This window comes from Bradyrhizobium lablabi, from assembly GCF_900141755.1.
GTDB classification, from domain to species: domain Bacteria; phylum Pseudomonadota; class Alphaproteobacteria; order Rhizobiales; family Xanthobacteraceae; genus Bradyrhizobium; species Bradyrhizobium lablabi_A.
The window spans coordinates 3304962-3328466 of record NZ_LT670844.1 but is presented as its reverse complement, the minus strand read 5'-3'; the positions used below and the strand labels follow the sequence as shown (position 1 = coordinate 3328466).

Genomic DNA, 23505 nt, shown 5'->3' with positions numbered 1-23505 from the left:
CAGGCTTATTCAATCGACTTCTTTCATCCAACGCACAATCCTCGGCCAATACTGTTCAAGCGTCCGCCTCCCCATGAACAGACCAAGATGATTACACGGGGCGACCTCGTGGCGTAGATACTCCGGCTGCGTTCCTACCAGCCGCTCCACTGCAAGCAATTGTTCCGGGGCAACCACTTCGTCGGCGCTCCCAGCAAGAAGATACATTGGAAGCCGCAGACGCGAGAGGTCGATTTTTTGCCCCAGGGCGACGAAGCTTCCGCCGGCGAGTTCGTTGCGCTTGTATAGCTTCTCGATAACTTCGAGATAGTATGTTCCAGGAACGTCGATCGTCCAAGAACTCCAGCTTTTGAAGATGGCTTCGAGCCGCGTGAATTCTGGCGAGCCGATCGGCTCAAGCAGCTGCAGAGATTCGCGGATATCGCTTGCGTCAGTGTCGTTTCCCCAGAACGGCGCGATATTGCGGCCGATAACGCGACCATCGCCGAGATTGACCAGGCTCTGAAACATGATCAGGGGAGTCGCCTCGGCGATAGCCGACAATCGGGATTGCCGCGCAGCAATATCAACCGGCGCGCCGGCCATAACAAGCTTGCGTACTTTAGCTGGGAATCGTCCGGCATAGACCAGTGACAACCAGCCTCCCTGGCAAAGCCCTATGAGATCAACCAAGCCACCGACACAATCGACGAGGACATTGAGATCGGCAAGATATTCGTCAATGCCGAGAAATCGCATGTCAGCGCTGGCCGAGCGCCAATCGGCAATAAACAGTCGTTCAATTCCAGCACCGCGGAGGGCGGCAACGAGACTGTGTCCGGCTGCAAGGTCGGCAATAGCGGCTCCATGCAGCGCGAGCGGTGTGCACAGCAGGGTGGGAACGCCGCTCTTGACCATCGTAAAGTCACGGAGCCGGACTGCATGCAGCTCAAACGCAATCTTGCTTGGCGTGGCTCCTTCCGGCTCTTGCGGAGCGCGGTCGCCACCAGCATCGCCTGAGAATTCCAGAAAATGTGCCGCTATGGACGACGCAGTTTCAGCGGCTGATGCTGCGACGAGCGCCGGCCAGAAGAACGTCGCATACGGGAATTGACCTCCTAGATACCGATCCATTTGATAAAGGAATGCCCGGTTCGTCCCTGCTGTCTTGAGCTAGGTCGATTTCACCCCAAAAACAACCCTGGAACAACGCGGACGACAACAGAAAGTAAGTTCGCGACATGTCTCAGTTGGATTAAGGCTGACTTGGAATGAAGGTCCGCTTCCGGGCGCGAAGCGGTCATTCGCTCAAACCCGAATTCAGCGAAGTGCCATGAGCCGACACCGTCTAGCGCGACGCGACTTGGCGGTACGCTGCAATAGCCTGCTTCAAATCATCGTATTCGCCGCAGGGAATCAGACAAATCCGCTCCAAAGCCGCGAGATGCTCTTCGGCTTTGGCGAGATTGCCTTGCATCATGTAGGCTTCACCCAGGTGTTCGTGTGCGCTGCGTTGCCGAGGATTGAGCATAAGAGCCTGCTGATAATGCCGCATTGCTGGATCGAGTTGCCGCAGGCGGCGATAGGCGTAACCAAGATAGTTCTGAATATCGGCATTGCGGGAGTCGCGAAGCGCTGCAGCGGTGAAAGCATTGATGGCCCTGTACCCGTCACCAGCGACGAGCGCTCGTTTGCCGGCCGCGAAATCCGGATCCAGCGACGCCCAATCCGCCGTCTCCGTCATCGATCCCATGGTCGAGCAGATTGGCCAAGCTTCGATTGGGAGCACCGCTTTGGACGCGGCATTATCCGCGCCGGCCGGCGCCGCAGCTGGATCTTGCCAGGCAGGTAGGGTCAAGCGGTACCCTGCCGGCACTGCAGCCAGCAGGCCGAACACGGCGGCGATTAGGGTCGAACGCCTCATGATCGCTATGCCATTAGTAGCTGCCGGACACACGTCCGGCAGCTATTCCATTCATCTTCGGTGCAGCCGCTTACCGCTGCATCGAATGAGCCCTGGCCTCGCGAATTTCCATCCGATCGGTATCGGCGTCCTTCGTCAACTCGGCAAGCTTGCCGAAGTAGGCCGTTGCTTTCTCTGGCTCACTTGCTGCCTCCGCAGCCTTGGCTGCGCCGTACAGGCCACGCAGCCGGTTGGGCGTCGACTGCAGCGAAGTCTCGTACTCAGTTAGCGCTGATGCCGCCTGTTGCTGTTCGAGCAGGAGGTCACCCAACAGTTCGCGCATCGGGTAGAGCCTGTTTTCCATCGCGATGTGTTTTTCGCTGTTATCCTCCACGTCTGCCGCAGCGCGCATGAACTTCAGCGCCTCCTTCTCCTCCCCTTTGGCATGCGCGATCCAGGCCGATGCAGCCAATATTTGGACTTCAACTTGTTCGGCCCAGTAGGACTGGTTCGCCTTTTCCAGCGCGGCGCGAAGCTCCTTGAGCTTGTTGACCTCACGGTCGGCACCGGCAAGGTCGCCGCTGCGGGCTGAGCCGGCGGCACGGGCAAAATAGGTGATCGCCTCGGCTTGCGGAAACTGGCTGCCCCTCGGTTCAAGCGCGGCTGCTTCCTTCCATGCCTGACGTTCCAACGCAAAGCGCGCCGGCACCGCCGCGAGCGCGGTATAGCTTGGGAAGTATTCAAACCCGAGCTTTTTTATAGCGTTGCTGTCGTCACGTAGCTGCTTCGCAGGTCCCTCCTGTCCCATTTGCAGCAGGGCGTATTCCATAAAGTCCAGATGGTGCGGCTCGCCTGGATGTGTCGCCCCCGGCCAGAGCTTGGCCGCCTGCCCCTGGGCGACCGCCCGGGACTTCGTGTTCGATGCAACCGACTGCGTCCACAACCCGAGCATGGAATAGGTGTGCGAGGGCATGTGCTGGGCATGTTGCGCCGCGGGGGCGACCTCGGCATATCTATCGGCGGCATCAAGGCCGCGTTGCGCGAGCGGCGGGTAATCGTAGGTGTGGATCAGATAATGCAGCACGCCCGGATGGTCCGGTAGCTTCGCCGCAATCGTTTCGAGGATGGCACCGGCCTTGAGCTGTTTTGCATAGGTCTTATCGCTATGCAGCGCCGTCTCATTGAGAGCGAGCGCATAGAAAATGGCAGCCTCTGGATCATCAGGATATTTCTGCGTCAGCGTTTCCATCGCCTTTTCGTAGGCGAGTCCGCGCTCTGTCTGATCGATCTTGTCGTAGTCCCTGTAGTAAAGCTCCATCGCTGCAAGCCAGTCGCGCTCGCGCTCGGTCTTGGCACCGATCGCTTTGCCCTGTTCAACCGCCTCCAATCCGTTCTTCAAGACGGCGGCGGACAGCGGCAGGATCAACGGATTGGGGCGGTGGCTGATCGCGATGCCCCAGTAGGCGATAGCACATTGCGGATCGGCGGCAGCGGCTTCGGTGAAGGCTTGGACGCTGTCCGGATAGAAGAATGAATGCACCATCGCCAGGCCGCGGTCGAATTTCTCCTGCGCCTGCGGCGTGCACGAGGTCTCAAAATGCGCGCGGCCGAGTCCCTGGGCCCAGCCTGCCGCGGTGAATGCGCTTGCCAACAGCGCGGTGACGAACGTTCCCAGGTTTGGTTTCATGGCGTTCCCTCGTTGCGGTCAAAGTAACCATTCGCGCATCGCCTCGCGTCCGCGCGCATGGCGGATGCTCAGTAAGAGACCGGCACAAAAAGGACTGTCGGTTTGATTTAAGAGAGTGAGTTGCCTGCCGACGGCATTCCTGCTGCCATTCACCTGGAACGAAGACGTCGGCACGTCCCATCCCAAAAGCAGATCTGGATAAAGATTACACCATGCCAGGCCCGACCAAAAGAGGCCTCGTGTTGGTCTCGGCCGAACCAGTAATTCGACCATATTAGCGAGCGCAATGTTTGAATTGGTCATCTGCGTCGTCTTGGCGATGTCCGCAATACGTCCGATTTTCCCTCGATAGCGGCAGAAAAGCGGACATTCCGGTTCGGCTGGGTCCCCTCATCAATTGAGGAACCGATAGAACGAGCCGTTATTCACTCTCGTCGAGAGCGGCAGCATACCAAAGGCTATTGAGTTCGTCGTGAACTCCCCAGCCGACGTGTCTCCCGCGTGATCTAAGCTTGTCCAGACGCTCGAGGAAGGTGGCGCGCTCGGCAAGAGGTAGGCTGGATACGAATTCGAGGGACCGTTCATACATGCGGATCAGAGCAGCAAAGTAGCTTTCATCTTCAATAGTGCAGGACTCTAAAAAGCTGAATGCTTCTTCGCAATAAAATATCGACAGCTCGGCCATCCCATCCGGGCGCCCAATCGCTTTCTTGTAGTCCGCAATCGCTTTCTTGGCTTTAGAAGCCGAAGCCGGCTTATAAGAATGACCGCTGCTGGCGCAAAGTGGACAATCGCTGGTTCCCAATTGGATCGTGCACGCCTGACCTTTGATCAGCGCTGGTTTGATTGCTCGGGTGTGAAGGTCGGAATTCTGATGCTCACAAACTAACTCGCCGGCAAGCTTCGCACTCGCCGGCGAGTCGCCGAGTTGTATACGTGACTTCATTGCCGGATCAGCCGGACAACATCCTGCCTCAGTAGGTAGAGCGACACGGCCAGCAGAACGACGTCTTTCATCAGGAAGGGCACGTTGCCCGTCATCGCGGGGAAGCCTCCCGCGGCGACGTCCCAGCCCTCCGGCATGAACGGAATGATGGTGACCGTCGCGATAAAGGTGCCGGTCGAGCCGAGGGCGCCAAGAACGCCGAGCCGCTTGTCCCAGAAGCCTGCAAGCAGTAGGGACCCGAAGGTCCACTCCGAGACGCCCAGGAAATAGCTGGCGCCGGCGTGGCCAAAGACTGGATATAGCCACCAGATCAGCGGCCCGTTGCTGATGAACGGGACCAGTCTTTCGAACTCGTACGGAAACCACTTCTGGTAGCCGAAGAAGAAGAACATGATCACCATCGAGGCCCGAACAACGTGGTAGTCGAGATCCTCCGCAAGCAGGCCGGATCTGTGCAGTGCGCGCACAAGCGGATTTTGAGGGGTGGTGGAAAGCGTGGTCATGGTTGTGATCCTTTCGTATTCGAGATCTAACGGGTGCACGGTCGCTTCACGCAACCGCGGGGAAGTCGATCTCGGTGTCGTTGATGCGGTTGAAGACGTTGGTGAAGACGGTTGTCGCGAAAGCCAGGCTGATCTCGACCAGCTGGGCGTCGCTGTAGCCCGCAGCCTTGATCGCGGCGAAATCCTCGTCGCTGACGGTGCCGCTGGACTGCGCGAGCTTGCGGACGAAGCGGACCAACGCATCGCCCTTGGCGTCGCCGGTGGGCTGGCCCTCGCGGATCTGCTTGAGCGCGTCCGGCTTCACCCCGGCGAGCTTGGCCAGATGGTTGTGGGCGGCGACGCAGTAATCGCAGCCGCCGGCAGCGCTGATAACGAGCTTGATTACCTCCTGATCGCGCTTGGTCAGTGTGCCCGCAGCGAGAACGGCGTCAGCGGCGAGGATCGACTTCAGGGCGGCAGGGCCGTGGGCGGCAATGGCCGCGAAGGTTTTCGGGACGCTGCCGATGGCCTTCTTGATCTGGGCATAGATCTGACCCGACGGACCATTGTCGGATTCGAGATTCGGAACTGAAAGACGAGACATGTTGGCACTCCTTGTTGAGGGTTGGTGAACGATTGCGAAATGACAGTATGGCTGCGCCTTGAGACTTTGAATGCCGATAAATCTCGACTATATGCTCCACCGTCTCACCTAGGCTTTTTCAGGAGGGCGCCATGGATTGGCTCAGCCGGCTGTTCGAGATGATGCCGGTACGCGGGCGGCTCGACTTGCGCTGCTTCTACGGCACGCCCTGGCGCATCGACCAAGGGCCGGGCGAGGCGAACGAAATCCCGTATCACGCCGTGCTCGCCGGCTCCGCGACGCTGGAAGATCCGGCTGGGGGCCGACCGTTGCAGCTGAAGGCCGGCGACATTCTCCTGCTTCCAGGTAACCCACGGCACGTCATGCACGATGGCAGCGGGGCCGCGCCCCTGCCGGCCCGCAACCGTGCGTCCCTCAACTTCACGATCAGCGAAAATCTCGGTTCGGACGAACGGCTCGATCTGTTGTGCGGACACTTCGCCGTCACTCCGCCGCACGACCGTCTTCTGCGCAGCTATCTGCCGCCGCGCCTGATAGTGCATGCGGGTACTCGCGCTGGACAGAAGGAAACGGCCGCGCAGCTCGCTGGCCTCGTCTCACTGATGCGCAGTGAGTCCGCGGACGATCATCTCGGCGGCCGTGCGATGCTGAACGCGCTGTCGACGGCGATGTTCGCGCTTGTGCTGCGGCTCGCAAGCGAGACCGAAGACGCGCCACGCGGCCTCCTTGCTTTGGCCGGTCATCCACGCCTTGCTCCCGCGGTGGCCGCTCTGTTCAACGAACCTGCGCGCGCATGGTCGCTGCCCGACCTTGCGCGCCTGTGCAACATGTCGCGGGCAACCCTCGCGCGCCAATTCCAGGAGAAGCTCGGGCGCTCGGCCAGCGACCTCCTGACCGACATACGGATGACGCTCGCGGCGAACGAACTGAAAAAATCTTCTCTTTCCACCGGCGCCGTGGCGGAGGCAGTAGGCTATCAATCGGAAGCGGCGTTTCAGCGCGCGTTCAAGGGCCACATGGGCATCACTCCGGCCCAATGGCGCAAGATGCAGGAGCTGTCCGGCCAAGATGTCTTTGCAAGGCTGGCGGTCCCCGGCGACGCGAATCCGATAAAGGCCGATGATGGTGGACCGACTGATGAGCCCCGGCCAGCGAGGGGAGGTGAGGCACCAGCCTAGAGATGATCAGGGCGGACTGTGCCAAGCGGCGACCTTGCGGCCAGGTGCTGCTGGCCGTATCGCTCTATCTGTTGAAGCGGGACGTGGTGCGCGTCACGCAGCAAAGATCCTGCGCAACTCAAATAGTCGTCGGCAAGCAACAGCTTGCCGGCGGCTTTCAGCACAGCGGAACCAGCATACGAGCCTTGCACTTACATAGCGATGTCGTGCCTACGGCGCGAACTTGCCGACTGCGCCGCAAGATCATATGCTCCCTGCCGCTGTTGCGAATACGATTTTGGGCCCGATCGGACCTCCGGTTTTCGCTCGGGATGTTGCCCTTCGATGGGTGGAGGCCTGGGTTCGCCGCTGCATCAAGCGAGGACTTTTCGCGCTACAGTCCACACCGGTTCCGCGCGAAGAAACCTCGGCTTTCCTATCTAGCAGCTCCGCCTCGCACGGATGTCCGGGATGCCGACGCAAGAGCACATGACTGGTCGTCGTGACTTCCAGGCCAAGGACGTGCTTTCCTTTGGCCCGTTCAGCCTGTCTCTCGCCGAGAGGCTTCTCAAGAAGGTTGACGATCCAGTACCGCTCGGCGGACGCGCCCTGGACACCCTGATTGCGCTGACAGAGCGGGCAGGGGAAGTCGTCAGCTACAAGGAATTGCTCACAATCGCGTGGCCGAATGTGACGGTGGATGAGGCCAATCTCCGCGTACAGATTGCCACCTTACGGAAAGCACTCGGCGGAGAGGAGGGGGCTCGTTACATATCAAACGTTGCCGGTCGCGGCTATTGTTTTGTCGCGCCCGTCACACGCTCGATAGGGCCGTCGATTACGGTCGAAGGACACGCTGACGGCGGGCGACCGAGGAAGCTACCGCCGCGATTGGCGCGAATCGTCGGTCGAGATGAAGCCGTTCGAGCCGTATCGGAGCAGCTCATCATGGGGCGCTTCGTGAGCATCGTCGGCCCGGGCGGCATAGGCAAGACGACCGTTGCCGTTTCCGTCGCGCATGCGTTATTGAACGGTTTCAGCGGCGCGGTTTTCTTTGTCGATCTGAGTGCGTTGACCAATCCCCAGCTCGTCGCAACGTCAGTCGCCTCGGCGCTCGGGTTCATGGTTCAGGCCCACGACCCGTTCGGCAGTCTTGTCGCGTTTCTCGGCGACAAGAAGGTCCTCCTGATTCTCGACAACTGTGAGCACGTGATCGACTCGGCAGCGGCGTTGGCCGAACGGGTCGTCAGCGAGGCACCACACGCGCATATCCTGGCGACCAGCCGCGAAGCGCTGCGTGTCGAAGGTGAGCGCGTCCACTTGTTGTATTCACTTGATTGTCCGCCCGGACATGCCGATCTGACTGCCGCGGAAGTGCTGAGATACCCGGCTGCTCAGCTCTTCATGGAGCGGGCAGCGGCCGGCGGCTATAGCGCAACTCTGAGCGACGTCGAAGCGCCGATCGTCGCCACGATCTGCCGCCGACTTGATAGAATCGCACTCGCCATCGAGCTCGCCGCCAGTCGCGCCGGCTCTCTTGGGATTCGTGGAATTGCGGAGCTGCTCGACAATCGCTTTAGCCTGCTCTGGCACGGACGCCGAACCGCGTTGCCCCGACACCAAACGCTGAACGCGATGCTCGATTGGAGCTACAATCTGCTTCCCGAGCACGAAAGGGCCGTTCTTAGCAGGCTCTCGGTGTTCGTGGGGGATTTCACGCTCGAGGCCGCCTGCTCCGTTGCGTCCGAGACGGAGACAGACGAGGTGAGATCCACACAGAGTCTCGGAAGCCTACTCGCGAAATCGCTGATATCGACTGCGCCGGTACATGGACCGACATATTATCGGCTGCTCGACACGACACGCGCCTATGCCGGAGCAAAGCTCGCCGAGCGGGACGAAGCCAATCGCGTCGCCCGGCGGCACGCGAGCTTTTTTTCCAAGTTTCTCCAACACGACGAAATCGTTCAATCGAGGTTCGGCGAGCAGGACCTTTCGGGATACGCCTCGCACATTGGCAATGTGCGGGCGGCGCTCGAATGGGCATTCTCTGCCGACGGCGATGTCGCCGTCGGCGTGGAGCTCGCTACCTGGGCGGCGCCCCTGTTCATCGGATTGTCACTGCTCGAGGAGTGCGACCGGTGGTGCGAACGTGCGCTCGCCTGCCTCGATGACGCAGCCCGTGGCACCAGACAGGAGATGATCCTTCAGGAGGCCCTTGCGTTATCATCGATGTACATAAGCGGAAACGCCGACCAGGTTCGCGCCGCGATCGAGCGCGGACTTGCGCTGGAGGAGGCGTTCGGCGACCGGCGTCACCAATTGCAGCTTCTTTACGGCTTGTATCGGCTTCTCATGCGGCTTGGCGATTTCCGTGCCGCGCTCGCGGCTGCGCAGCAGAGCGCAACGCTCGTGGAGGGCCCCCAAGACCCGGCGGGCCTGGCAGTCGCGGACTTCATGCTCGGCACTTGCTACCATTTCATGGGAGACCAGGCCGAGGCCCAATTTTACGGTGAGCGAGGCATGGCTCGCGCAGCCGCGCCTGGCATGGTCATCCCGAACTTCTTCGGCTTTGATCATCGCATCTACGCTCCCATTAGCCTCGCCCGCACCTTGTGGCTGCGCGGCTTTTCCGACCAGGCGCGCAGTATCGCAAGAAACGCCGTCGACGGAGCTGTGAGCCGAGATAACCCGCTTTCGATATGCGTCGCGCTGACCTACGGTTCGCCGGTCTTTTTCTGGAGCGGCGACTTCCGTATTGCCGGCGACTACGTCGAACGACTCATCGAATATGCGAGACGACACTCGATCGAGCCGTACCGCGCCGCCGGCCTCGGACTGAAGGGCGCCCTTGCCATTGCTCGCGACGAAGTGGAACCCGGCGTCGACTTGCTGCGGAGTGCGCTGGATACCCTATCCGCCAAAAAGCTGAATATCTTGCTTACGCTTTTTGCGGGAGCGCTGGCCGAGGGCCTGCGCATGACCGGGCAGGTGGAGGAGGCCCTCCTCACGGTCAATGGCGCAATCGCGCGCGCGACAGATTGCGGATCGACGTACGACATGTCCGAACTTCTGCGGATCAAAGCGCAGATTCTTGCGGCCATGCCGCGGCATGGCCGGGCGTCGGCGATGGGTTGTCTGACCGAAGCGATCGAAGTCGCGCGCGTCCAATCAGCGCTCGCCCTGGAGCTGAGGGCGGCAATGGCCTTGGCCCGCCTTCTTTCCGAAGGCGGGCAGCGGGATCAAGCTCGCCATAATCTTGCGCTCGTCTACGGCCGCTTCACGGAAGGATTTCAAACCGAAGACCTCAAGCAGGCGCGCGCGCTCCTGGAAGATTTGCAGTCATGATCGTAAGTCGCACCAACGCGTGCGGATGATGCCCTTGCTGGACGTGCCAGAAGCGATTTGCGGCTGCCCCGAACTGCCAACGCGCCAGTGCGCCTGAACAGTCGCTCTTGCTGATTTTACAATTTTTTACAGGATACAAGGAGCCAGGGTTCACTAAGTGAGGCATGGTGTTGAAATGCCGTCAATTCGCCATGGCCGTTGATCCACATGCCAAGCCCCCGTTCGTCGACCAATGCATCAACTGCGCTTCCGTCCTTAGTCGCAGCCTTTGTCGAGGCTACGAACAGCTTCGACCTGGAGCGGTTGATGGTCACATTTGCCGACGACGCGCTTGTCAACGATCAGCTACGGGACTACTGGGGCAAAGCGGCCATCAGGGACTGGGCAGAACGGGACATCATCGGCGAAAAACTGACGATCGCAGTTACGACAATCGTGAGGCACTACGACAATTTCATTGTCACTGCCGATATTGATGGAAATTTTGACAAACGCGGTTTGCCGGACCCGCTCGTCCTGGCCTTTTATTTCACGCCTCATAACGATCGCATCATCCAATTGATCATCTTGCGCAATCGCCGCGATATCTGAGATCCGGTGGCCCGGCGTCTGCCTTAATGGGGCAACAGGCTTTTTCAGACCTGCGAGTTCCACGTTTAACAACATTTTAAAACGTTTAACTCGCGCTAGAGGGAAAGCCGCGTCATCGATTGGAAGAGGTCCATTCCCCATCGGAATGAATCATATCGCCAGATCGCGTCTGCCGCAGCGCCGGGGAATGGGGGATGGTGCGCTAACATTGTTCAAGAAGGGAGAAGACAAATGATCAACGGATTCACGCTTCACGAGACTGCCACCGCGCCGGCAGCCTCTGCCGAGATTCTGAACGGCGTCCAGAAGGCCTGGGGCTTCGTGCCCAACCTGCACCGCGTCCTCGCCGAGAGCCCTGCGGCGCTCGAGGCCTACAGCACACTCTGGGGCATTGCCGAGAAGACGGGTTTCACGCCGCAGGAGCGCAACATCGTCTATCTCGCCATCATCTACGAGAACGAGTGCACCTATTGCATGGCGGGTCACACCAACCTCTCGCGCATGGCGAAGGTCGACAATGCCGCGATCGCCGCTGTCCGCGAAGGCCGCCCCATCGCCGACGCGAAGCTCGAGGCGCTGCGCCAGTTCGCCGCAAAAGTCACCCGCCAGCGCGGCGTGGTGAGCCAGGCCGACGTCGCTGCCTTCAAGGCCGCGGGCTATGACAATCGCGCTGTGCTTGACGTGCTCGTTCTCGCCGCGACCAAGCTGATCTCGAACTACACCAACCACCTCGCCGAGACGCCGAACGATTCGTTCATGAAGGGCGCCGAATGGACGCCGCCCGGCAAGCTCAAACCCGCCGCCTGACCGGCGTCAGAAAGTCGCCCTCGCTTTGCGGGGGCGGCGAGGTCCGCCAATGAAATCAACTTCCCCGCGGTCGCGTGAAGCGACTGCATGACGACGCTCGACATAAGGAGTTACAACAATGAACGCGATTCTCAACACAGCAGTCAGCCCGTTCGTCCTGATCCTGCGCCGGTCCGGCGTGCTCACCGAGGATCTCGACTACCACCTGGTCCGCGCATCGATGGTGATCATGTTTTTCTTCTTCGGTTACCAAAAGTGGTGGCCGTATGAGGCGGAGCGGCTCGTGCCCTTCATCAGCAACGGTCCGCTGATCTGGTGGCTGTACCCCGTGTTTGGCCACCAGGCTGCAAGCTGGTTTCTCGGTGTCTCCGAATGGACGTTCGGCACCCTGCTGCTTGCGGGGTTCTGGGACAAGCGGCTCGGAATTCTCGGTGCCGCCGGTTCGACCGCGACCTTCATCGCAACGGTCACAATCATTCCGTTCATGCCTGACGGCTGGGATCCTGCGGCCGGATTTCCGGCAATGACCGGCAACGTCCCGTTCCTGATGAAGGACGTCGTGCTGCTCGCCGTCTCGTTCTATCTCCTGAAGCAGGACGTGGTGCGCGTCGCCCAGCATGACCCTGCCGCACGGCGCTCGAAAACCGGGGGGCTCGTTCATTCCGGACAGGAATGAATGATATTGCCCCAAAGCGACTGCCCCGGCGCCGGCGGACACGCAAGTTTGTCACCGCCACATCATTCGCAAGGAAACGAGAAATGATCAACGGTTTCACGCTTCACGCCTTCAAGGCGACGAGCTACGACAATCGCGCCGTGCTCGACGTGCTCGTCCTCGCCGCGACCAAGCTGATCTCGAACTACACCAACCACCTCGCGCAGACGCCACTTGATCCGTTCATGAAGGGCGCGGAGTGGAGCGCCGGGGAAGCTGAAGCGCGCCGCCTGACCGCGACCGAGGCCGCACCTTGCCACCGGCAGGGGCAGGGCCCGCGGCCTCGCACTTGGCGGACAAGCAGAGGAGACGGAAATGATCGACCTTTACTACTGGCCTACGCCGAACGGTCACAAGATCACGATGTTCCTGGAGGAAGCGGGACTGGACTACACGATCCACCCGGTCGACATCAGCGCCGGCGATCAGTTCAAGCCCGACTTTCTCGCCATCTCGCCGAACAACCGCATGCCGGTGATCATCGATACCGTACCGTCCGACGGCGGCGAACCGATCAGCGTGTTCGAGTCGGGCGCCATCCTGTTGTACCTCGCCGACAAGACCGGCCGCTTCCTGCCGAAGAACGTCCGCGGCCGCAAGACCGCGATGGAGTGGCTGTTCTGGCAAGTGGGTGGTTTAGGGCCGATGGCCGGACAGAACCACCATTTCGGCATCTACGCGCCAAGCAAAATTCCTTACGCGATCGACCGCTACGTGAAGGAGACGAACCGTCTGTACGGCGTGCTCGATCATCATCTCGAAAACCGCACGTTCGTCGCCGGCGACGAGTACAGCATCGCCGACATGGCTTCCTATCCCTGGATCGTTCCCTGGAAGCGCCAGCAGCAGAATCTGGATGACTTCCCGAACCTGCGGCGCTGGTTCGACACGGTGCGCGAGCGCCCCGGGACGCAGCGGGCCTACGCCAGAGGCGAGCCGTACTCGAGCCGTCCCGCCGTTACCGAGGAAGGGAAGAAGATCCTGTTCGGACAGACCGCCAGCAGAGCGCCGGCAGGCTGACGGCAACGAGTGGAAATCTTCCGACGGCCCCATTGCATGATGGAGGAGAAAATGACGATCACGTCTTCACAGCAGGCACCCGAGCGCCGGACCATCGATCAGAGCAAGATCGCGTACCAGAAACCCCAGCCCGCAGGCATGGTGCCGGATGTGTTCGTCGGCTCCGCGCTGGAACTTGACGGGGACGAACGCGAATGGGTGCCGCAGTCGCCGACCGTTGCCTTCAGGCCGCTCGTCCTGAATGTGAGCCAGGGCTACTATATCAACATCCTCAGGGTCCGGTCCTCGGGCGTGCTGTCGCGTCACCGCCATTCCGGACCGGTGCACGCCTTCACGCTGCGCGGAAAATGGCGCTACCTTGAGCACGACTGGATCGCGACCCCAGGCGACTACGCATTCGAGCCGCCCGGCGAGACGCACACGCTCGTCGTTCCGGACGACGTGAAGGAAATGGCCACGCTCTTTCACGTGACGGGTGGATACACCTATGTCGATCCCTACGGCGAGGCGCTCGGATACGAAGATGTTTTCACCAAGCTCGAGCACGCGACCAGCCACTATGAAGCCGTCGGGCTCGGCAAGGATCATGTCAGGAGGATCGTCCGATGACGAGGCGCAAGACAATCGACGTAGGCGGCGTTCCGATCAGCTATCTGACCGCCGGCAAGGGCGGTTCCCTGGTGCTCCTGCTTCATGGCACCTATTGGAGCCGCGTCTGGCAGCCCGTGCTCGACGGCATCGCCGCGGCGGGCCTTCGCCCGGTGGCGGTCGATTTCCCCGGCTTCGGCCGCTCCGGAGGCGAACTCACCCTGAGCGAGGCTTCGGTCCCGCGTCTCTCCGCCTGGCTCGTGCGTTTCCTCGAAGCGCTCGGGCATGAGGGGCCGGTCATGGTCGCCGGCCATGACATTGGCGGAGGGGTGGCGCAGCATCTGGCGCTCGCAGGAACCGTGGAGGTGCCGCGCGTGGCCGTGGTGAACGGCATCATGTACGATTCGTGGCCGGTACCCGGCGTTGCCCGCTTTCGGGATCCGGCGGTGGCTGCCGCCACGACGCGGGATGACGTTCTGGCCGCGCGTCGCGTGTCCGTCGTGAAGGCGCTTGGGCGCCCCGCAAGCGAAGCCGAGATCAGCGAATATCTTGAACCCTGGACGGACCCGAGGGTTGCCCGCTCATGGCTGGCGCTCGCGGGCGCAGCCGACCATCGCTACACCATGGAGATGCTGCCGGCTCTGCTGCAATCAAAGATGCCCAAACTTCTGGTCTGGGGCGAAGACGACGGATTCCAGACGGTCGACTATGCCGAACGTTACGCACGGGAAATCCCGGAGACGCGGCTCGTCCGGATCAAGTCGGCCGGCCACATTCCGATGGAGAACGACCCCAAGGCGGTGACCGGAGCTTTGGCCGAGTTTTTTGCCGCCGAACGAAGGTGACGGAGGACATCCATGAAGGTAGCGATCCTCGACGACTATCAGAACGTAGCGCTACAACTCGCTGACTGGTCCGCCGTGCGGCGGCACGCGGAGATCACGGTCTTCAACGACCACCTGGCTGATCCGGCAGCCGTCGTCGAGCGGCTGCGTCCGTTCGACGTCGTCTGCGTGATGCGCGAACGCACTCCGCTGACGAAGGAGATTCTGAGCCAGCTACCCCGGCTCAGGCTGATCGCTTCAACGGGACCGCGCAACGCCTCGATCGACATGGAAGCCGCAGCCGAGCGCCGCATCATGGTGACCGCGACCGGCTACGACGCCACGCCGACCATCGAGTTCACCTGGTCGCTGATCTTGGCGAGCATGCGGCGCATCGACCGGGAGGCAGCCTCGCTGAAGGCCGGCGGGTGGCAGATTGACCTCGGCTCAAACCTCCGAGGCAAGAGCTTGGGCGTCGTCGGATTGGGCAACATCGGAAAGGAAGTCGCGCGCATCGGTCTCTCCTTCGGTATGCGGGTGATCGCGTGGAGTCAGAACCTGACCGAAGAGAAGGCCAGCGCGGCCGGCGCTATCCTCGTCGACAAGCAGACGCTGTTCCGCGAAGCCGATATCGTGACCGTCCACCTCGTCCTCAGCAAGCGCACCAGAGGCCTGATCGGGGCGCCCGAACTCGCGCTCATGAAACCGACGGCGAGACTCGTCAACACGTCACGAGGTCCAATCGTCGACGAGCCTGCCCTGATCGAAGCTCTGCAGGCGTGTAGGATAGCCGGGGCCGCGGTCGACGTATTCGAGGTGGAGCCGTTGGGTCTAGATCACCCCTTCCGGAAGCTGGAGAACGTCCTCGCGACGCCTCACATCGGCTACGTAACCGAAGATCTTTATCGGACCTTCTACGGCGACGCCGCGGCCAACATCGCAAAATGGATCGAGGTTAACGCAACGGCCGCATAGGCATCTGCGACGAGCAAACCTTCTCATTAACACGGGGTCCAAGAATCATGAGCGTGAGCAACCAAGGAAAGATCGTTCGGAATAAGGTCCTGGTCACGGGTGCAAGCGGCCTGCTGGGGGTCGCCGCGATCGAGAAGTTTCTTTCCGCCGGTTGGGAGGTGGTCGGCGTCTCACGCCGCAAGCCCGAGCTGCCGAGCGGACGGGATGTTGAGTTTCTGTCGGTCGATTTGCGGGACGAGAAAAGCTCCCGCGCCGCGTTCGAGCCGCTGACCGACATCACGCATATCGCCTACACGGCCCTGCACGAGAGGCCTGAGCTGGTCGCTGGCTGGTCGAGCAAGGAACAGATCGAGACCAACAACGCCATGCTGCGCAACGTGGTGGCGCCGATCGTGCGCACCGCCTCCAATTTCCAGCACGTCAGCATTCTCCAGGGAACGAAGATCTACGGCGTGCACCTGCACCCGATCCCTATCCCGGCCCGCGAACGTGATGCCCGTAGGGATCACCAAAACTTCTTTTTCGATCAGGAAGCCTATGTGGGTGAGATGGGCGCCCAGCACGGCTTCAATTATACGGCTCTACGCCCGCAGCTCGTCACCGGTCCAACCCCAGGTGCGTTGAACGTTGTCCCCGCCATCGGAGTCTACGCGGCAATCCGCCGCGAGAAGGGTGAATCGTTCGGCTTTCCTGGCGGCCCGTCGTTCGTCTGGGAAGCCGCCGATGCAGACCTCGTCGCGGACGTGATGGTCTGGGCTGCGCAGTCGCCCCAGGCAGCGAACGAGGCGTTCAACATCACGAACGGCGACGTGTTCGAGTGGCGCAATGTGTGGCCGGCCATGGCCGAAACCCTCGGCGTCGAAACCGGACCGGACACGCCAACGAGCGTGGCAGCATACCTCGATGAAAACGCGGATGCTTGGAACCGGATCGTCGCAAAGTACGATCTTCGCTCCCGGAATCTACGGGAGCTGGTTGGACAAGGGGATCAGCACGCGGACTTCGCGTTCGCTTATGGCGCCCCGGAAGGACCTCGGGCCTTTGTGAGCACCGTCAAGCTGCGCCAGGCTGGGTTCACAAAGACAATTGATACCGAGGACTCGTTCCGCAACGCACTGCAGTCTCTGATCGACCACAAGCTCCTGCCGCCAGCCGCGAAGTAGTCCGGATGCCCGGCTCTCACCGATGCCGCTGTGCCGCCTTTTCCATTCCGGTCTGGAATAAGCCTAATGCCGACAGGAGAGCTACCTGGATGGCAGGAACGAACGATGTTGCAAGCAGCGCATCGATCGGGAAGTCGATGATCCGATGCGCACAAACCTGACGTATCCATTGGCACGGGTATGCCTGAATCGGGAAGGAAGAGAATGATGCCCAGATTGCAGGGTAAAGTGGCGGTGATAACAGGCGGCAGCAGCGGCCTCGGACTTGCGACGGCGCAGCGGTTTGTGAAGGAAGGTGCGTTCGTGTATCTCACCGGCCGCCGGCAGAACGACCTCGACATGGCCGCTGCTCTCATTGGAGACGCCGTCGCGCCTGTTCGCGGAGACGTGCGGGACCTCGGTGATCTCGATCAGCTCTATGGGAGAATCAGGGAAGAGAAGGGAAAGATCGATATCCTGGTTGCAAACGCGGGCTTCATCGATCCGCAGCCACTCGTCGACGCGACGGAAGAGAATTTCGACAAGACCTTTGGCACCAACGTGCGCGGACTTCTCTTCACGGTCCAAAAGGCACTTCCTCTCTTCCGCGATGGCGGCGCGATTATCCTGATTTCATCGATCGCCGCGTTCAAGGGCATTCCGCTCTACACCACGTACAGCGCAACCAAGGCCAGCGTTCGTTCGTTTGTGCGCACGTGGACGGCGGAACTCAAGGATCGTGGCATTCGTGTCAACGCGATCAGCCCCGGCGCGATTGACACGCCCATCATCGACGCGCAGGCGGCAACGAAAGAAGGCGCTGACGCGATAAGGGCGAACTTTAGGGCCGCCACTCCGCTCAACCGCCTTGGCCGCCCCGAGGAGATTGCTGCCGCAGCGCTGTTCCTAGCTTCCGACGAGAGCAGCTACGTTGCCGGCGCCGACCTCGTCGTCGATGGCGGATTGAGCGCGCTTTGAGTGTGCGAACGGATTTTGGCTTGTAACCAGGAGGCTCGATATGACGAACAGCGATACGCGGCGGGTCGCCCTCGTCGCCGGCGGCAGCGGCATCGTCGGCCACCCGGTGGCGATGGAATTGAAACGGCAGGGCTGGAGGGTGCGTGCGCTTGCGCGCCAGCCGATCAGCGGGCTCGAGACGATCACCGTCGATCTCACCAATCGCGACGCGATCGCAGCCTCCCTCAGGCCCGCCAATGACACCACGCATCTGTTTTACGCGGCCCTGAGTCCGGATCCCAACCTGTCCGTTGAAGCCGAGCGAAATGGCCAGATGCTTGGAAACCTGTTGGACGGCCTCAACACATTGGGGGCGCCGCTTAGGCGGGTCGTCAGTTACGAGGGATTTAAGATCTACGGCATTCATCTCGGCGCCAATGTGAGGACGCCAGCCAGAGAAAGCGATCCGCCGCATATGCCGCCCAACATCTACCTCTCACAGCGGGCGCAACTCAGAGCGCGCGCATCGAAGGCCAGTTGGGACAATGTTGCGCTCATTCCAGACGTCGTGGTGGGAGATATCTTTGGCAATCCGATGAATATCGCGCTGGTGGTTGGTGTCTTTGCGGAGGTTTCACGCGAACTGGGTATCCCGATGCGATTTCCGGGCACTGACAAGGCGTACCAACAACTTGTTCAGTTCACTGATGCGGGCCTGCTTGCGAGGGCAAGCGCGTGGGCGGCAACAGAGGAGAAGGCCTCAGGCGAGGCCTTCAATATCACCAACGGCGACGTCTTTCGTTGGGAAAGGATGTGGGAGGATATCGCCCGGCATCTCGGTCTCGAAGTGGCGCCGCCGGTCCCATTGAAGCTTGCGCAGCATATGGCTGACAAGGGTCCGGTCTGGAAGAGGATTGCTGAACGGCACGGTTTGGTGCAACCGGATCTGTCCAAACTCGTCGGGTGGCCGTTTGGCGATTTCATCTTCCACACCGAGTCGGACGTCATCTCGAACGTCAACAAGATCTACGAGTTCGGATTTGCCGAGAGGATGGACTCCGCGAAGTCGCTGATCGCGGCCGTTGATAGCCTGAAGCGTCAAAAGATCTTGCCTTGAATATGTGCCGAGACTGACATGACGCTCCTAGTCACAAGTGCAACCGGTGTGAACGGCGCCGGCTACGGAAAAGTTCTCGCTTTCGCTGACGACGGCAGGCCGATTGGCGTCTTCGGCGACGATCCGCGAATCGCCGATCCTCGTGGGCTCGGGATCGACCCCGTCGACAGATTGCTCTTCGTCAACAGCGGCTTAAATCGGATTCTCGCGCTGGACCGCAACGGACGTGCGGTGCACGCGAGCAGAAGCATCGTCGGATTGAATCCGGGCGGCGGAAATTTTGGGCCGGACGGCAGATATTATGTCGGCCTCCGCAGCGAGCGAACGATCATGGCCTTCGCCCGAAAGCTCGACAGTGCAGGCGAATACATCTTGCCGCCCCATGTCGTTCCGTTCCCGCGCGGCTTTGCATTTGGGCATGATGGTAGGCTCTTTCTCGCCTCCGGCATCGGACCGGGCGGAGAAGGCGATAACACCATTCTGGCGTTCGATTCCGATCGCCGGATGCTGCCATCATGGAAGGTGAGAGACCCCGAACTCAGTCCGCTTGACCTTACGATCGCGCCAAGCGGCAATATCGTCGTTAGCAGCGAGCATCCATTCGGTGCAGCAAATGCGGTGACGACGATCCGCGAATATGACCACGCTGACGGGCGTCTCGCACGGGTGCTTGTTCCAAAATATGGCGTGCGGTTTCGGAAGCCGCGGGGTTTGCGCTTCGGGCCGCATGCCCGGCTCTATTGTGTGGCTCAAGACGAAGTCGTCGCTTTCGATTTCGAGACTGGAGATTGCCTCGGTGCAGTTGCGAGGCTGCCTCGCCTGAATGGCCAGGCCGTGATTTTCTTTCCATGAGCTGAGCGGTTTCTAAGGAGAAGAGCGATGAAGCTCGATGCAGCGCCCGTGCGGTCCTTCAGGAGGACTCGGGAGCCGAGATCGCGGAGAAGATCAACGACTTCCTCGACCGTATTGACGGGAGCAAGCCATGACCGAGGTCGAAGTCATCGAAAGGCCCAGCCTCGACGGGAAAAGAAGCGCGCTCGTGCTTGCGGAAGATCGCGTCGGCCATTACTCGGAATTTCGGGAATTCTTCATTCGGCGCTTTTCGCTCGATACCAACGGCCTGTCCAAATCTGGCTATTTCCGCGGACCCTCCGGAGCGATCTATTCGCTCGTGTTCGTCGGTCGCAGCGGAGAGCCTTTTCCCGACGGGCTCGAAGTCTATGCGCTCGTCGACGCGCTGGAGCCCCTAAGCGAAGAAGACGTTGATACCGATCTCTGGGCGTTCCTGAGGTGGATGATCCAGGGTATTGGCGGCGAATGGAAAGTCGAGGACCTCGATGCAACCGGCCGCTTGTATCAGCTCCCGTTTTTGTCCGGACGGGGCTGACAGATCGGAGGCTCCGGGCCTATCCCTTCCCGTGGAAGAGGCAACGCAAGAAAACGTCCAAATGCGGTGCGACCAGCGCCATCAGGGTTGCGAAAGCGCTGCCGGTCACCGCGTAGGCATACAGGGCATCGGCTGTGGCCGCGCTGAGCGCCTGGACTGCATGAGCCGCGAGAGCTCTTGTTCGCGGCCCGTTGCGGGAAGCGGCTGGGCGGTCGGCATGAAATCGGTGGTTCAGGGTCATCGGTCGTCTCCGTCTGCCCAGGCACCCCGCTTGGGTCGCAAGAAGACATCGCCAATTTTCCGCTGCCGTGGCAGACAGGACCCGGCAATATCGCTCATTCCCAGAGAGAATAGGGGAGAACAACGATGGATCGCCTGGCTTCGATGGAGACCTTCATCCGCGTGGTCGAGACGGGATCTTTCTCAGGTGCAGCGCGGCAGCTTCGGATCGGTCAACCGGCGGTTTCGAAGACGGTTGCTCAGCTGGAAAACTATCTAGGGGTCAAGCTGCTCACGCGCTCGACACGCGGACTTACGCCGACCGAAGCCGGGCTCGGCTATTTCGAACGTGCCAAGCGCGCGATCGAGGAGGCCGACGAAGCGGAACTTGCCGCACGCGGCGCCGGCACCGGGCTGAAGGGACGATTGCGAATCTGCGCAGCCGTCACCTTTGCCAGCATTCATCTCATTCCCTTGCTGCCGAAGTTCCTCGCGCAACATCCGGACCTCGACCTGGAAGTCGTGCTTGACGACCGCCAGATTGATCTCGTGCAGGAGGGTATCGATGTAGCGCTGCGGATGGGAAAGCTACTGGATTCGGCCCTGACGGCTCGGCGCATCGGACGATGCAAGCGATTGGTCTTGGGTACGCCCTGCTACTTCGATCGTGCCGGCACGCCGGCAACCCCGGCCGATCTCAGCAAGCATCAGGCCGTGGTCTATCTGCAGGGAGAAGGCAGCGTCTGGGCGTTTCAGCGCGACAGCTCTGAAGCTGCGGTCAAGGTTCAGAGCAGATTGAAAGTGACAGCTGCTGAAGGCGTCAGAGCCGCGGTGCTCGCTCATGTCGGGTTGACCATTGCGTCGGAGTGGATGTTTACCCCGGAACTGCGCTCGGGTGCGGTGAGCGCGGTGCTGTCGGAGTGGAGCCTTCCACCGCTTGATCTGTGGGCCGTGTTTCCGACCGGGCGTGCCGCGACAGCGAAAACGCGGGCTTTTGTCGATTTCTTCGAACGCAGCTTCAATCCGTGACGCCCAGAACATTCGCCCAAAGCCAGGCGGCGCGTCCATCAGCAAGTGACAAGGCGGCGGGCCAGCTCGCCTCATCGCCGATGTTTTGAACATTCGCATCGTGAGGCTACGCGCGAGCACGAATCCAGTCCATCAGAAAGAAAGCAAGCGCCAGCATCGGGAGCGCAAATCCGATCCACGAAGCGAGACTCCAGCCGCCGAGCGCATAAGCCAAGCCACCCAGCGTCGAACCGACCGCGCCTCCGGCGAAGAACGCCGACATATAAAGTCCATTTAGTCGGCTACGGTATTCGGCCCCCAGCACAAAGATCGCACGCTGGCCGAGCGTAAGGTTGGCCGTCATCCCAAAATCCAACAGGATCGCCGCCGCGATCAGAAGCGGGATTCCGAAAGAAGATCCTGCGGCAGCAAATCGAGTGATCAAAATCGCGGCCGCAACACAGAGAATGGCGAAGGCTGTGGCGGGCTCGGTCCATCCTCTGTCCGCGGCGCGCCCCGCGAGCGGCGCCGCGATTGCGCCGGCACCGCCAACCAGCGCGAAGAGTGCCACCTGACCCTGTGACATGTGGAAGGCAGACCCCGTGAGCAGCAGCGGCACGGTCGTCCAAAACAGGCTAAACGCCCCAAATAGACAAGCCTGGTAAAGTGCCCGCCGCTGAAGGGCGGGCGTTGTGAGCGCAAGGCGGCCCATTGATTTCAGGAGCGAGAGATAGGAGATCGTCACTGCCGGCTGCCGCTTCGGCAGCGCCAAGGCCAACGCGAGCGCCAAGGCAAACATGCCTCCGCCCGAGACGTAGAACACCGCATGCCACGACATGGCCTGCGTCGCGAAGCTCGATGCCGGCCGCGCGAGCATGATGCCAATCATCAAGCCGCTCATCACGTTGCCCACCACCCGCCCACGAACACGCTCCGGAGCCATGTGGGCCGCGAATGGGATAAGAACCTGTACAGCGACGGATCCCAGCCCGACCAGAAGTGCCGAAGCGAGATACACCGTCGGCGCAGTCGAGGTGGCGATGGTCAAGAGCGCAAGGGCGGTGAAGCCAATCAGCGCAAGAACGAGTCGACGATTCTCCATCAGATCACCGAGCGGAACGATCAAGAACAGACCAATCCCGAATCCTGCCTGCGTGAAAGCGACGATGAGGCCTGTCGCCGAGGGAGAAAGGCCGAGAGAGGTTGCGATTAATTCGGCGATTGGCTGTGAGTAGTAGACGTTCGCCGCAAGCAGCCCGGATGCGATCGCAAACAGCATCGTCAACCAGGATGGCATCTCCTCTGGATAAGGATTCATGTCAAGGGCAGGCTTTATCGATGGGATGGCGATGTTCGTCACGTCACACTCCTCGTTTTGATCGTTCGGAGCTTCCGAGCGACGGGCTTGCGGCTCGACATTGGAGGTGAAGTCAATGCGATGTAGCCATCGCGCGCGAATAAGACTTATCGTTACCAGGAATGCCGCACATCTGGCCGACGCGACCAGAGGGCTCTGCAAGTGAGCTCTATCAGCGGCGGTTGATGAGACGAACAAGCATCTCTTCGATACCTGCCGGCATTCAGCGTCTCTGCTCGATCAGTAAGGTGACACCCGAAGCGGAGTTGCTCATCCCGAGCCCGCGAGAAGGAGTGTCACACCATGTCCAACTCAACTAAGAATCGTTTGACGAGCGTTGCCGCAGCGGTCGTTGCCGGCGTTGCCCTGTTCGGCCTGCTTTCGCCTGCTGCAGCGTCCGATCAGAACAGCCTGACCTCGCACTCGCCCTGGCTCGCGCCGATCGGTCATCGGCAACCTACAAGAGCCGACGTCCCCCAGAACGAGGTCCTGTCGGCGTGGGAGCGAGAGCAACAGGTTTTCGATGCAGAACTCGATCGTAAGCTGATCATCTGTCGTGGTTGCTGAACCTGATGCGCCACTATTCCCGAGTGGAATAGAGCCTAGTCCAACGGCCTCGCTAGCCGTCTCGGCGGCCTCCTTTAGGTTCTTCGCGTGACCTCGATCCACAAGTTCACGCGAAAACCTCAAGG

At 60.8% G+C, this 23505-nt stretch carries 23 protein-coding genes; 16 read left to right on the top strand and 7 right to left on the bottom strand.

Annotated elements, in window-relative coordinates; translation table 11 throughout:
• Nucleotides 1–9: 9 nt before the first annotated feature.
• From B5526_RS15435 to B5526_RS15410, 6 genes are all read right to left on the bottom strand, one after another.
• Nucleotides 10–1113: an alpha/beta fold hydrolase gene (locus tag B5526_RS15435; protein WP_079539242.1), complete on the bottom strand. Its 1104-nt coding sequence runs from the start codon at nt 1111–1113 to the stop codon at nt 10–12.
• A 214-nt stretch (nt 1114–1327) separates the two neighbouring features.
• Complete coding sequence (locus tag B5526_RS15430) at nt 1328–1903, bottom strand: tetratricopeptide repeat protein (protein ID WP_079539240.1); 576 nt, start codon at nt 1901–1903, stop codon at nt 1328–1330.
• Nucleotides 1904–1973: 70 nt separating this feature from the next.
• Nucleotides 1974–3569 carry a hypothetical protein gene (locus B5526_RS15425; RefSeq protein ID WP_079539239.1) on the bottom strand — a complete coding sequence of 532 codons (1596 nt, stop codon included), beginning with the start codon at nt 3567–3569 and terminating at the stop codon, nt 1974–1976.
• A gap of 421 nt (nt 3570–3990) precedes the next feature.
• A complete protein-coding gene (locus B5526_RS15420; RefSeq protein WP_197688440.1) occupies nt 3991–4515 on the bottom strand; it encodes a hypothetical protein in 525 nt (174 codons plus the stop codon).
• The gene (locus B5526_RS15415) at nt 4512–5018 is read right to left on the bottom strand and encodes a YkgB family protein (protein WP_079539237.1); all 507 of its coding nucleotides are present in this window, start codon (nt 5016–5018) and stop codon (nt 4512–4514) included. Before B5526_RS15415 ends, B5526_RS15420 begins: the two co-directional genes overlap by 4 nt.
• Nucleotides 5019–5064: 46 nt before the next feature.
• Nucleotides 5065–5601, bottom strand: coding sequence for a carboxymuconolactone decarboxylase family protein (locus tag B5526_RS15410; RefSeq protein WP_079539236.1), 537 nt, complete (start codon nt 5599–5601; stop codon nt 5065–5067).
• A gap of 131 nt (nt 5602–5732) precedes the next feature.
• Between B5526_RS15410 and B5526_RS15405 the strand changes: the two genes are divergently transcribed.
• The 15 genes from B5526_RS15405 (at nt 5733) to B5526_RS15335 (ending at nt 21477) form a co-directional block, all read left to right on the top strand.
• Nucleotides 5733–6779, top strand: a complete 1047-nt coding sequence (locus tag B5526_RS15405) for an AraC family transcriptional regulator (protein ID WP_079539235.1) — start codon at nt 5733–5735, stop codon at nt 6777–6779.
• 450 nt (nt 6780–7229) lie between these two features.
• On the top strand, nt 7230–10106 hold the full coding sequence (locus B5526_RS15400; protein ID WP_172842053.1) for an ATP-binding protein: 2877 nt from the start codon (nt 7230–7232) through the stop codon (nt 10104–10106).
• A gap of 306 nt (nt 10107–10412) precedes the next feature.
• Nucleotides 10413–10697, top strand: coding sequence for a nuclear transport factor 2 family protein (locus B5526_RS15395; protein ID WP_154071319.1), 285 nt, complete (start codon nt 10413–10415; stop codon nt 10695–10697).
• Between the two features lie 231 nt (nt 10698–10928).
• On the top strand, nt 10929–11504 hold the full coding sequence (locus B5526_RS15390; protein WP_154071318.1) for a carboxymuconolactone decarboxylase family protein: 576 nt from the start codon (nt 10929–10931) through the stop codon (nt 11502–11504).
• Between the two features lie 118 nt (nt 11505–11622).
• Nucleotides 11623–12180: a YkgB family protein gene (locus B5526_RS15385; protein ID WP_079539231.1), complete on the top strand. Its 558-nt coding sequence runs from the start codon at nt 11623–11625 to the stop codon at nt 12178–12180.
• Nucleotides 12181–12534: 354 nt separating this feature from the next.
• Nucleotides 12535–13239 (top strand): glutathione binding-like protein, encoded by a 705-nt coding sequence (locus B5526_RS15380; RefSeq protein ID WP_079539230.1) that lies wholly within the window; start codon nt 12535–12537, stop codon nt 13237–13239.
• Nucleotides 13240–13377: 138 nt separating this feature from the next.
• Complete coding sequence (locus tag B5526_RS15375; protein ID WP_079545019.1) at nt 13378–13848, top strand: 2,4'-dihydroxyacetophenone dioxygenase family protein; 471 nt, start codon at nt 13378–13380, stop codon at nt 13846–13848.
• Complete coding sequence (locus B5526_RS15370) at nt 13845–14672, top strand: alpha/beta fold hydrolase (RefSeq protein WP_079539228.1); 828 nt, start codon at nt 13845–13847, stop codon at nt 14670–14672. Before B5526_RS15375 ends, B5526_RS15370 begins: the two co-directional genes overlap by 4 nt.
• A gap of 12 nt (nt 14673–14684) precedes the next feature.
• Nucleotides 14685–15626, top strand: coding sequence for a D-2-hydroxyacid dehydrogenase family protein (locus B5526_RS15365; protein ID WP_079539226.1), 942 nt, complete (start codon nt 14685–14687; stop codon nt 15624–15626).
• Nucleotides 15627–15673: 47 nt separating this feature from the next.
• Entirely contained in the window at nt 15674–16789 is a 1116-nt protein-coding gene (locus B5526_RS15360; RefSeq protein WP_079539225.1) for an SDR family oxidoreductase, read from the top strand.
• Nucleotides 16790–16996: 207 nt separating this feature from the next.
• Entirely contained in the window at nt 16997–17746 is a 750-nt protein-coding gene (locus tag B5526_RS15355; RefSeq protein ID WP_079545018.1) for an SDR family NAD(P)-dependent oxidoreductase, read from the top strand.
• A gap of 40 nt (nt 17747–17786) precedes the next feature.
• Nucleotides 17787–18842: an SDR family oxidoreductase gene (locus B5526_RS15350; protein ID WP_079539223.1), complete on the top strand. Its 1056-nt coding sequence runs from the start codon at nt 17787–17789 to the stop codon at nt 18840–18842.
• A gap of 18 nt (nt 18843–18860) precedes the next feature.
• A complete protein-coding gene (locus B5526_RS15345; protein ID WP_079539221.1) occupies nt 18861–19694 on the top strand; it encodes a hypothetical protein in 834 nt (277 codons plus the stop codon).
• A gap of 130 nt (nt 19695–19824) precedes the next feature.
• Nucleotides 19825–20229, top strand: coding sequence for a hypothetical protein (locus B5526_RS15340; RefSeq protein WP_079539220.1), 405 nt, complete (start codon nt 19825–19827; stop codon nt 20227–20229).
• Nucleotides 20230–20595: 366 nt separating this feature from the next.
• Entirely contained in the window at nt 20596–21477 is an 882-nt protein-coding gene (locus B5526_RS15335; RefSeq protein ID WP_079539218.1) for a LysR family transcriptional regulator, read from the top strand.
• A gap of 106 nt (nt 21478–21583) precedes the next feature.
• On the opposite strand, the gene B5526_RS15330 is transcribed toward B5526_RS15335, so the two are convergent.
• Nucleotides 21584–22774: an MFS transporter gene (locus B5526_RS15330; protein ID WP_079539216.1), complete on the bottom strand. Its 1191-nt coding sequence runs from the start codon at nt 22772–22774 to the stop codon at nt 21584–21586.
• A gap of 342 nt (nt 22775–23116) precedes the next feature.
• Here B5526_RS15330 and B5526_RS15325 point away from each other — a divergent pair, with 342 nt between their 5' ends.
• Nucleotides 23117–23380: a hypothetical protein gene (locus B5526_RS15325; RefSeq protein WP_079539214.1), complete on the top strand. Its 264-nt coding sequence runs from the start codon at nt 23117–23119 to the stop codon at nt 23378–23380.
• The last annotated feature ends 125 nt before the right edge of the window (nt 23381–23505 follow it).